Annotated in this window: 6 protein-coding genes; 5 read left to right on the forward strand and 1 reads right to left on the reverse strand. The window is 71.3% G+C overall.

The features are described from left to right. Positions 1–497 precede the first annotated feature (497 nt). The 3 genes from ACIQ7M_RS39145 (at position 498) to ACIQ7M_RS39155 (ending at position 5,105) form a co-directional block, all read left to right on the forward strand. Complete coding sequence (locus ACIQ7M_RS39145) at positions 498–2,561, forward strand: M4 family metallopeptidase (protein WP_403653386.1); 2,064 nt, start codon at positions 498–500, stop codon at positions 2,559–2,561. A 308-nt stretch (positions 2,562–2,869) separates the two neighbouring features. Next, on the forward strand, positions 2,870–4,534 hold the full coding sequence (locus tag ACIQ7M_RS39150) for a M4 family metallopeptidase (protein WP_403653389.1): 1,665 nt from the start codon (positions 2,870–2,872) through the stop codon (positions 4,532–4,534). Between the two features lie 70 nt (positions 4,535–4,604). Further along, the gene (locus ACIQ7M_RS39155; RefSeq protein WP_355762270.1) at positions 4,605–5,105 is read left to right on the forward strand and encodes a DUF1990 domain-containing protein; all 501 of its coding nucleotides are present in this window, start codon (positions 4,605–4,607) and stop codon (positions 5,103–5,105) included. A 76-nt stretch (positions 5,106–5,181) separates the two neighbouring features. On the opposite strand, the gene glgP is transcribed toward ACIQ7M_RS39155, so the two are convergent. Next, the gene (gene glgP / locus ACIQ7M_RS39160) at positions 5,182–7,800 is read right to left on the reverse strand and encodes an alpha-glucan family phosphorylase (RefSeq protein ID WP_386988815.1); all 2,619 of its coding nucleotides are present in this window, start codon (positions 7,798–7,800) and stop codon (positions 5,182–5,184) included. Between the two features lie 328 nt (positions 7,801–8,128). On the opposite strand from glgP, the gene ACIQ7M_RS39165 reads away from it, so the two are divergent. Beyond that, positions 8,129–9,385, forward strand: a complete 1,257-nt coding sequence (locus tag ACIQ7M_RS39165; protein ID WP_403653393.1) for a S8 family peptidase — start codon at positions 8,129–8,131, stop codon at positions 9,383–9,385. 221 nt (positions 9,386–9,606) lie between these two features. After that, positions 9,607–10,763: maltotransferase domain-containing protein (locus tag ACIQ7M_RS39170; RefSeq protein WP_403653396.1), on the forward strand; the 1,157-nt coding region annotated here is incomplete at its 3' end.

A 10,763-nucleotide genomic window follows, 5' to 3' on the forward strand; every position in this document is an offset into this window, starting at 1 on the left:
GGTCGAGGGCGCCGGGTACGGACCGGAATGCCGGGGATCACTCAAACCGCGAGGGCCGGGAGCGGGCGCGCGGACGTGCCGGGAGGCCCCCGAAAGGGTCTGGGCTTCATTCCGTTGCTGACGGCGGGCCGGTCATCTGGCGGTACGGGCGGCCCCGGCCGGAGCGTGCGCCGGGGTGCGCCAGGACGCGCCGGGACGCCTCGAAGGTTTGGCCGAAACACCGTCACCCCGCACGCCGGGACGAACACCCGAAGGCCAGTCCGCATACCGAACATGACTAACCGGACAACGAACCGTTTCCGGCCATTTTTGTGACGCGGTCCTGACAGAAAGGGTTATCTCCTGCCACTCTTCCCTCGGTCACTTCACAGTCACCTCACAGCAACGCCGGCTGTGCCGGGCCGAACGACCCCATGCACCTGGTTCCGCGTACGCCCAGTTCTGCCCGGACGGCTTCGTCGATCGTCCGGTCTCCCCTGGCCGCGCGATCCGCGGCCATGCAGAAGGAGTCCGTGTTGAGCACCAGTTCTCCCCACAGACGCACCTCCCACATCACCAAGCGCCGCGTCGCCGGTGTCGCCCTCGTGGGCGTCACCGCCCTGCTGGCCGCGGCCGTCCAGTCGGGCGCCGCGAGCGCGGCCCCCGAACAGGCCCCCCGGACGGGCCGGGTCAACCCGGGCGCCGTCGCGATGAAGCTCAGCGCCTCCCAGCGCGCCGAGCTGATACGCGACGCCGACGCGGCCAAGGCCACCACCGCCCGGGACCTGGGTCTCGGCGCCGGCGAGAGCCTCGTCGCCCGTGACGTCATGAAGGACGCCGACGGCACCGTCCACACCCGCTACGAGCGGACGTACGAAGGGCTGCCGGTCCTCGGCGGCGACCTGGTCGTCGACACCTCCAAGTCCGGGACGACCGGGCACGTCTACAAGGCCACCAAGGCGTCTCTGAAGGTCGCCGACCTCAAGCCCGTGGTCGCCGCGGGCACGGCGGAGAAGCAGGCGCTGGCCGCCGCCAGGGCCGCCGGTTCGAAGAGCACCTCCGCCGACCGCGCGCCCCGCAAGGTGATCTGGGCCGCCACCGGCAGGCCGACCCTCGCCTACGAGACCGTCGTCGGCGGCCTCCAGGACGACGGCACCCCCAACGAGCTGCACGTCATCACCGACGCGGCCACCGGCAAGAAGCTCTACGAGTACCAGGGCATCGAGACCGGCATCGGCAACACCCAGTACAGCGGCCAGGTGACCCTGACGACGACGCAGTCGGGCTCCAACTACACCCTGACCGACGGCGCGCGCGGCGGCCACAAGACGTACAACCTGAACCACGGCTCGTCGGGCACCGGCACGCTGTTCTCGCAGACGAGCGACACCTGGGGCAACGGCACCACGTCGAACGCCGCCACCGCCGGCGCGGACGCCCACTACGGCGCCGCGGAGACCTGGGACTTCTACAAGAACACCTTCGGTCGCAGCGGCATCAAGAACAACGGTGTCGGCGCCTACTCCCGCGTGCACTACGGCAACGCGTACGTGAACGCGTTCTGGGACGACGGCTGCTTCTGCATGACCTACGGCGACGGGTCCGGGAACGCCGACCCGCTGACCGCGCTGGACGTGGCCGGCCACGAGATGAGCCACGGCGTCACCTCCAACACCGCGGGCCTCAACTACTCGGGCGAGTCCGGCGGTCTGAACGAGGCGACCTCCGACATCTTCGGCACCGGAGTGGAGTTCTACGCCAACAACTCGACCGACGTGGGCGACTACCTCATCGGCGAGAAGATCGACATCAACGGCGACGGCACCCCGTTGCGCTACATGGACAAGCCGAGCAAGGACGGCGGCTCCGCGGACAGCTGGTACTCCGGAGTCGGCAACCTCGACGTGCACTACTCGTCGGGTGTCGCCAACCACTTCTTCTACCTGCTGAGCGAGGGCAGCGGCACCAAGGTCATCAACGGTGTCAGCTACAACTCGCCCACCTCCGACGGGCTTCCGGTCACCGGCATCGGCCGCGACAAGGCCCTGCAGATCTGGTATCGCGCGCTCACCACCAAGTTCACCTCGACCACCAACTACGCGTCGGCCCGCACCGGCACGCTCGCGGCGGCGGGTGAGCTGTACGGCACGACGAGCGCCGAGTACACGGCGGTGCAGAACGCCTGGGCAGGCGTGAACGTCGGTTCACGGCCGGGCGGTGGCGGCGGTGGCGGCACGTCGTTCGAGAACACGGCCGACGTATCGATTCCGGACAACGGCGCGGCGGTCACCTCGTCGATCACGGTCAGCGGCCGCACCGGCAACGCCCCGTCGAACCTCGCGGTCGCGGTGGACATCGTGCACACCTGGCGGGGCGACCTCCAGATCGATCTGGTCGCCCCCGACGGCTCGACCTACCGCCTGAAGAACACCAGCTCGTCCGACTCGGCGGACAACGTGAACGCGACCTACACGGTCAACGCGTCCTCCGAAGTCGCCAACGGCACCTGGAAACTGAAGGTCCAGGACAAGGCGGCCCAGGACACCGGCTACATCAACAGCTGGAAGCTCACCTTCCCGTAGGCCGCGGCGAAAGTCCGCGCGCGAGCGGTGCGCCAGGGCGCCGCCCCGGAGGTTCGACTCCCCGGGGCGGCGCCCTCCTTTGCCCTAAAGGGAGTTTGCGCCGACCGGCCCTTGGCACGGGCCGGCTCGCGCCCCGGGAACACAACTGTTCACCCGATCGACGATTTTCGGCCAAGGTCTTTATGGGCTCCTGACATGTACGCGGCTGGGATGGCACGCTTCACCCGCACGGCTCACCCGCACCGCAACTTCCCAACCGTCCATCCGGCCCCCACGCCGTTCGGACGTCCCCACACGAAGGAGCTTGCGTGACCCCCCTCTACGCGCGTCACAAGCGCACCACTCTGGCCATCGCCACCGCTGTCGCTGCCGGAGCCCTGCTCACCACCGGTCTGACCACCGGAGCTTCCGCCCAGACCGAGGCGTCCCCCGCCGGCCGGGTCACCCCCCTCGCCGCGTCGCCGGTCCAGCTCTCCACCTCCGCCCGCACCGCGCTCATCCAGAAGGCCGACGCCGCCAAGACCGAGACGGCGCAGCGAATAGGCCTCGGTGCCAAGGAGAAGCTCGTCGTCAGAGACGTCGTCAAGGATGCCGACGGCACGGTCCACACCCGCTACGAGCGCACGTACAACGGACTTCCGGTCCTCGGCGGCGACCTCGTCGTGCACGAGAGCAAGGCCGGCAAGGCCGAGGGCGTGACCCGTGCGACCAAGACGGCCATCAAGGTCGCCTCGCTCAAGCCGCTGGTCACCACCGCCAAGGCCGAGAAGCAGGCGCTGACCGCCGCCAAGGACGCGGGCTCGGCCAAGACCTCCGCCGACCAGGCCCCCCGCAAGGTGATCTGGGCCGCCACCGGCAGGCCGACCCTCGCCTACGAGACCGTCGTCGGCGGCCTCCAGGACGACGGCACCCCCAACGAGCTGCACGTCATCACCGACGCGGCCACCGGCAAGAAGCTCTACGAGTACCAGGGCATCGAGACCGGCACCGGCAAGACCCTCTACTCGGGCACGGTCACCCTCAACTCGACCCTGTCGGGCTCGACCTACAGCCTCACCGACGGCACCCGCGGCAGCCACAAGACGTACAACAAGTCGCACACCACGTCGTCGTCGGCGGGCACGCTGTTCACCGACGCGGACGACGTCTGGGGCACCGGCGCGGCCTCCAGCTCCACCACCGACCAGACCGCGGCCGCCGACGCCGCCTACGGCGCACAGGTGACCTGGGACTTCTACAAGAACACCTTCGGTCGCAGCGGCATCAAGAACAACGGTGTCGGAGCGTACTCGCGCGTCCACTACGGCAACGCGTACGTCAACGCGTTCTGGGACGACAGCTGCTTCTGCATGACGTACGGCGACGGCTCGGGCAACACGCACCCGCTGACCTCGCTCGACGTCGCCGGCCACGAGATGAGCCACGGCGTCACCGCCAACACCGCCGGCCTGAACTACTCGGGCGAGTCCGGTGGCCTGAACGAGGCCACCTCGGACATCTTCGGCACCGGTGTCGAGTTCTACGCGGCGAACTCCTCCGACGTGGGCGACTACCTCATCGGCGAGAAGATCAACATCAACGGCGACGGCACCCCGCTGCGCTACATGGACAAGCCCAGCAAGGACGGCGGCTCCGCGGACTACTGGTCCTCCTCCGTCGGCAGCAAGGACGTGCACTACTCGTCCGGCGTCGCGAACCACTTCTTCTACCTCCTCTCGGAGGGCAGCGGCGCCAAGACGATCAACGGAGTCAGCTACAACTCCCCGACCTACAGCGGCTCGACGGTCACCGGCATCGGCCGGGCCAAGGCCCTGCAGATCTGGTACAAGGCGCTGACGACCTACATGACCTCGTCGACGAACTACAAGGCCGCCCGTACGGCCACCCTGTCGGCGGCGTCCGCGCTGTACGGCTCCAGCAGCACCGAGTACGCGGCGGTGGCGGCGGCCTGGACCGCGGTCAACGTCAGCTAGCGCGAACGTAATCGAACCGAGGCGGCACCCGGCACGGAATCGTGCCGGGTGCCGCCTTACGCTTGCCCCCATGCCCTACACGTACGAGGACGTGGGCGCGACCCGCGAGGACCGCTGCCCCCCGGGCTTCCACCGACTGCACGTGCGCTCCCGCATCGGCGAGGGCGAGGCCGTCTTCCGGCGCGCGTCCGAGGCCCTGATGACCTGGGAGATGCACCGGGCGATGGGAATCCGCATGGTCTCCGAGGCCGGCAAGGCGGCGCCGGGCGTCGACGTCACGGTCGGCATCGGCCTGATCAAGGCCCCCTGCCGCATAGTCTGGACCGCCGAGGAGTACCGGCGCACCGCCTGGGCCTACGGGACCCTTTCCGGTCACCCCGAGTGCGGCGAGGAAGCCTTCGTCGTCACCCGTACCGGCGACGGAACGGTCTGGCTGACGATCACGGCCTTCAGCCGCGCGGCCACGTGGTACGCCCGCGCGGGCGGCGCCGTCACCCGCGGCCTTCAGCGCGCCTACGCCCAGCGCTGCGGCACGGTGATGCGGCGCCTGTGCGCGGGCCTCGACGCCTGAGGCGGCCGACCGGCGCGACCCGGACGAGCCGTGACGCACGGCTCGCCCCCGTCACGCCGGTCGCGCGTCCGGCGTCTCAGCGCATCAGCAGGCCCGCTCCCTCTCCCGTCTCCTCCGAGGGCACCGCCACCAGTCCCAGTTCCGCGCCGGAGGCCAGCAGACGGTGCGACGGCAGGATGCGGACCGTGTAGCCGAAGGAGCCCGTGCGGTCGAGGGACAACGGGCCCTCGTACGCCCAACGGCCTTCCAGGTCGGGGCCGTTGGTCGGCTTCAGCGGGACACAGACCGCGTCCGCGATCCGGTCGTCCCCGTCGACCCGGCCCGCGACCGCCTGCACCTCCACGTCGTCGGGGACGAGGTCGCCGAGGCCGACGCGGACGCGCAGCGACAGCGTGGTGCCCAGTTCGGCGGTCGTGGTGGCCGAGGACGCCTCGACGTGATCGACCGTGACCCGCGGCCAGGCCGCCCGGACCCGTGACTTCCAGACGGCCAGCTCGCGGGCCGTCTCGGGGGTGAGGGAACGGTGGGCCTGCGCCGCCGGGGCGTACAGGCGCTCCACGTACTCGCGCACCATCCGGCCCGCCAGGACCTTCGGGCCGAGGTGGGTCAGCGTCCGGCGGACCATCTCGATCCACCGGTCGGGCAGTCCCTCCTGGCCGCGTTCGTAGAAGCGGGGGGCCACCCGCTGCTCCAGCAGGTCGTACAGGGCCGCGGCCTCCAGGTCGTCCCGCCGGTCGTCGTCGGTCGCGGTGCCGTCCGCGGTCGGGATCGCCCAGCCGAAGTCGGGCTGGAACCACTCGTCCCACCAGCCGTCCAGGACGGAGAGGTTGAGACAGCCGTTGAGCGCGGCCTTCATCCCGCTCGTGCCGCACGCCTCCAGCGGGCGCAGCGGGTTGTTGAGCCAGATGTCGCAGCCCGGGTAGAGCTTCTGCGCCATCGCCATGCCGTAGTCGGGCAGGAAGACGATCCGGTGGCGTACCCGCGGGTCGTCGGCGAACCGGACCAGTTCCTGGATCAGCCGCTTGCCGCCGTCGTCCGCGGGATGCGCCTTGCCCGCGACGACGACCTGGACCGGCCGCTCGGAGTGCAGCAGCAGGTCCATGAGCCGGTCGCGGTCGCGCAGCATGAGCGTCAGACGTTTGTACGAGGGGACGCGGCGCGCGAAGCCGATGGTGAGGACGTCGGGGTCGAGGACGCCGTCGATCCAGCCGAGTTCGGCCGTGCCGGCGCCGCGCTGGCGCCAGGAGGCCCGCAGCCGGTCCCGTACCTCCAGCACCAGTTGTTCCCGCAGCACCCTGCGCAGGTCCCAGATCTCCTGGTCGGCGATCTCGGTCACCGCGTCCCAGCGGTCGGAGCCTCCGACGGTCAGCGCGTCCTCGGTGCGCTGCGCGCCGACCTGCCGGGCGCCGAGGCGGAAGACCTCGGGGGCCACCCAGGTCGGTGCGTGGACGCCGTTGGTGACCGAGGTGATCGGCACCTCGTCGGGGTCGAAGCCCGGCCAGAGTCCGGAGAACATCTCCCGGCTGACCTGGCCGTGCAGCAGGGACACCCCGTTCGCCCGCTGGCCCAGGCGCAGGCCCATGACGGCCATGTTGAAGAGGTTCGGCTCGCCTCCGGGATAGGTCTCCATACCGAGGGCGAGGACGCGCCCCACGTCGATGCGCGGGAGTTCGGCGTCGGCGCCGAAGTGCCGGGCGACCACCTCCCGGTCGAAGCGGTCGATGCCGGCGGGCACGGGCGTGTGGGTGGTGAAGACCGTGCCGGCCCTGACCGCCTCCAGCGCGGAGTCGAAGTCCATTCCCCGGTCGCCGAGTTCGGCGATCCGCTCCAGGCCGAGGAAGCCCGCGTGCCCCTCGTTGGTGTGGAACACCTCGGGCTGCGGGTGCCCGGTCAGCCGGCAGTACGTCCTGACCGCCCGTACACCTCCTATGCCGAGCAGCATCTCCTGGAGCAGCCGGTGTTCGCTGCCGCCTCCGTAGAGCCGGTCGGTGACCCCGCGTTCGCCGACGCCGTTCTCCTCGACGTCGGAGTCGAGCATGAGCAGCGGGACGCGGCCGACCTGGGCCAGCCAGATCCGGGCGCGCAGCGCGCGGCCGCCGGGCAGCGCGAGGGACACGTGGGCGGGTGTGCCGTCGTCCTCGCTCAGCGGCACCACGGGCAGTTCGTTGGGGTCGAGGACCGGATAGTGCTCCTGCTGCCAGCCCTCGCGGGACAGGGACTGCCGGAAGTAGCCGTGCCGGTAGAGCAGGCCCACGCCGATCAGCGGGGCACCGAGGTCGCTGGCGGCCTTGAGATGGTCGCCCGCGAGGATGCCGAGGCCCCCGGAGTACTGCGGGAGGGCGGCGGTGATGCCGAACTCGGGCGAGAAGTAGGCGATGGCGGCGGGCAGGTCGGTGGTCTGTGTCTGATACCAGCGGTCGCCGCCCATGTACGCGCGCAGGTCGTCACGGACCGCGGCGAGACGGCGCAGGAAGCGGCTGTCCTCCGTGAGCTCCGCGAGCCGTTCGGCCGGCACGCTGCCGAGCAGTCGTACGGGGTCGCCGCCGCACGCCGCCCAGCGCTCGGGGTCGACGGACTGGAAGAGGTCACGGGTCTCGGCGTGCCAGGACCAGCGGAGGTTGCGGGCCAGGTCACTGAGCGGGTGAAGGACTTCGGGGAGAACGGGTCGGACGGTGAATCTGCGGATCGCCTTCACGAATTCCACCTTCACGGAGGACGTACGCGGCTAAGGGACGCACGGCGTTGTGCGGCCTTCGTCTCCCACGACGTTAGCGGCGAGGGTGCCTTCGCGACACGGCGCATCGCGGCACTGCGCCCGATCGGGGCCGACCGTGTGACATCGGCGTGAAATCGACGCAACCTTCATGGACCCCTCGTGGACAGCGTGGCCGATTCCCCCCGCATAGGCGGTCTTGTGATGCTTCGCACCGCACGAGAGGCTCACCTGGTGACGTACGGCCGGACCCTGACCCATCGGCCGGACCCGGCCTCGGTACGTCGCGTCGAGGAGGGGAACTCAGGTCATGGCACGGACGAGGAAGTGGCGTCTGCGCTGGGCGGCGGGTCTCACGGCGGTCGCGACGGCCGCGGTGCTTTCGGCCAACGCCCCGCCCGCACAGGCGGCTCGGGCGGGACGGATGTCCGGCGCGGGGGAGCCGGGCTCCGTCAGCGGCAGCTACATCGTGACGCTCAAGGAGGGTACGCGGGCTCCGTCGTCGGCCGGCGCGAGCGTCGCCGAGCGGTACGGAGCGAGAATCAGCCACATCTACGGCACGGCTCTCAACGGCTTCGCCGTGCGGGCCGACACGAGACAGGCCCGGCGGCTCGCCGCGGATCCCCGGGTGGCCTCCGTCGTCCGGGACACGCGCGTGACGTTCGAACAGGTCCACGACACGGGTGTCGCGGCCGGCCGGTCCCTGACCGCCGACGCGACCGCCCGCCGGGTCCGGACCGGGCCGCCGTCGTGGGGGCTGGACCGGATCGACCAGACGGGCCGGGCGCTGGACGGGCGGTACACGGCACCCGGCTCGGCGGGCTCGGGCGTGACCGTCTACGTCATCGACACCGGCGTCCGCGTCACGCACCGGGACTTCGGCGGCCGGGCGAGCTACGGCTGGGACTTCGTCGACGGCGACAGGACGGCCCAGGACGGCAACGGCCACGGCACCCATGTCGCGGGGACGGTCGCCGGTGCCCGGTACGGCGTGGCCAAGAAGGCCAGGATCGTCGCCGTCCGCGTCCTCGACGACAAGGGCGCCGGCTCCACCGCCCAGGTCATAGCCGGCATCGACTGGGTCACCCGGCACGCGAGGAAGCCGGCCGTCGCCAACCTCAGCCTGGGCGGGAACGCCAACGCCGAGCTCGACGCGGCCGTCCGCAACTCCATAGCCTCCGGCGTGACCTACACGGTCGCGGCGGGCAACTCCGGGCTGCCGGCCTCGCTGTGCTCCCCGGCCCGGGTCGCCGAGGCGCTCACGGTCGGCGCGACCGACCGGACCGACACGCGGGCGCGCTTCTCGAACACCGGGCGCGCGGTCGACCTCTTCGCGCCGGGGGTGGACATCACGTCGACTTCGTCCACCGGCGACCGGGCGAAAGCCACCTACTCCGGAACGTCGATGGCGAGCCCGCACGCCGCCGGCGCGGCCGCGCTGTATCTGGCGGACCATCCACGGGCCACGCCCGCGGAAGTGACGAAGGCGCTGGTGAGACGGGCGGTCCCGGGGAAGGTGTCGGACGCGGGCACGGATTCGCCGAACAGACTCCTGCACATCGGCTGACCCTGGGGTGACGCCGGCACAACCAGGGTGATTCGGCCACATCGTACCGGCCTCGCCTGCCCGGGAGGAGGCCGGTCTTGTGTGTAGACATACGCGTGAGTAGTTAACAAAGTGCCGGAATGCCCACCCGCATAGGGTGGGAAGGCTCCTCCGGTACGCCCGCAGGCCCCACCTCCCCACACCCCATCCGCCCACCCACGTTGACGCGGACAGGAGCGGTCATGCCCGCCACGCACCACACGTCGCCACCCCCGACGACCACCCCCGAGACGCCCCGGACAGGCACGGCCGAGGCCGGGTCCCGGACACCTGCTGCATCTGCCGCACCCGAGAAACCGTCGGCCGCCGCCGGCACCGACCCGGGCACCGGCACCTCCACCGCCGGTACACCCGCCACCACTCCGGAGACGCCGTCCGCCGGCGCGTCCGCTCCGGGGACGTCCGCCCGCAAGGGCACCACCCCGCGCTCCAAGACGGCCAAGTCCGCGCCCAGGACGGCCAAGTCCTCCGTCCCGAAGACGGCCAAGTCCACGGTCCCGAAGACGGCGAAGTCCTCCGTCCCGAAGACGGCCGGGACGACCGTCCCGAAGACGGACAAGACGGCCCTTCCCCAGGCGGGGAGGACCGCCCCGAAGGGGGTGAAGGCCGCTTCCGGGTCGGCCAGGGCGGCCGTCCCGGCCACCCGTGCCCCCGACGCGCCCCTCGCCGCCGTCACTCCGGCGACCGCCGTCGGGCGCATCCCCGTCCTCGACGTCCGCCCGGTCGTGCAGAACGGACGGCGTCCCGCCAAGGCCGTGGTGGGCGAGGAGTTCGAGGTGTCGGCCACGGTCTTCCGCGAGGGCCACGACGCCGTCGCCGCGAATGTCGTCCTGCGCGACCCCGACGGCCGCCCAGGACCCTGGACGCCGATGCGCGAGCTGGCCCCCGGCACCGACCGCTGGGGTGCCGGGGTGAGCGCCGGCGCGGAGGGCCGCTGGACGTACACGGTGGAGGCGTGGGGGGACCCGGTCACCACCTGGCGGCATCACGCGGGCATCAAGATCCCGGCGGGTCTGGACACCGAGCTGGTGCTGGAGGAGGGCGCCCTGCTGTACGAGCGGGCGGTCGCCGGCCTGCCGAAGGGGACCCGGGGCAAGAAGGGCAGGGACACCCTTCTCGGGGCCGTGGACGCGCTGCGCGACACCGGTCGTCCCGTGGCCTCCCGGCTCGCCGCCGCGCTGACCCCGCGGGTGGACGCCGTCCTCGCGGAGCATCCGCTGCGCGAGCTCGTGACCTCGTCCGAACCGTTGCCGTTGCTGGTGGAGCGGGAGCGGGCGCTGTACGGCGCGTGGTACGAGTTCTTCCCCCGTTCGGAGAGCGGCCGGGCCGGACCGCCGGT

It is taken from the genome of Streptomyces sp. NPDC096324 (assembly GCF_044763015.1).
Classification (GTDB): domain Bacteria; phylum Actinomycetota; class Actinomycetes; order Streptomycetales; family Streptomycetaceae; genus Streptomyces.

Bases quoted from the DNA above. Each gene is read 5' to 3' on its own strand.
- ACIQ7M_RS39145 (WP_403653386.1), top strand. From the start codon at position 498: ATGCAGAAGGAGTCCGTGTTGAGCACCAGTTCTCCCCACAGACGCACC.
- ACIQ7M_RS39155 (WP_355762270.1), top strand. From the start codon at position 4,605: ATGCCCTACACGTACGAGGACGTGGGCGCGACCCGCGAGGACCGCTGC.
- ACIQ7M_RS39165 (WP_403653393.1), top strand. From the start codon at position 8,129: ATGGCACGGACGAGGAAGTGGCGTCTGCGCTGGGCGGCGGGTCTCACG.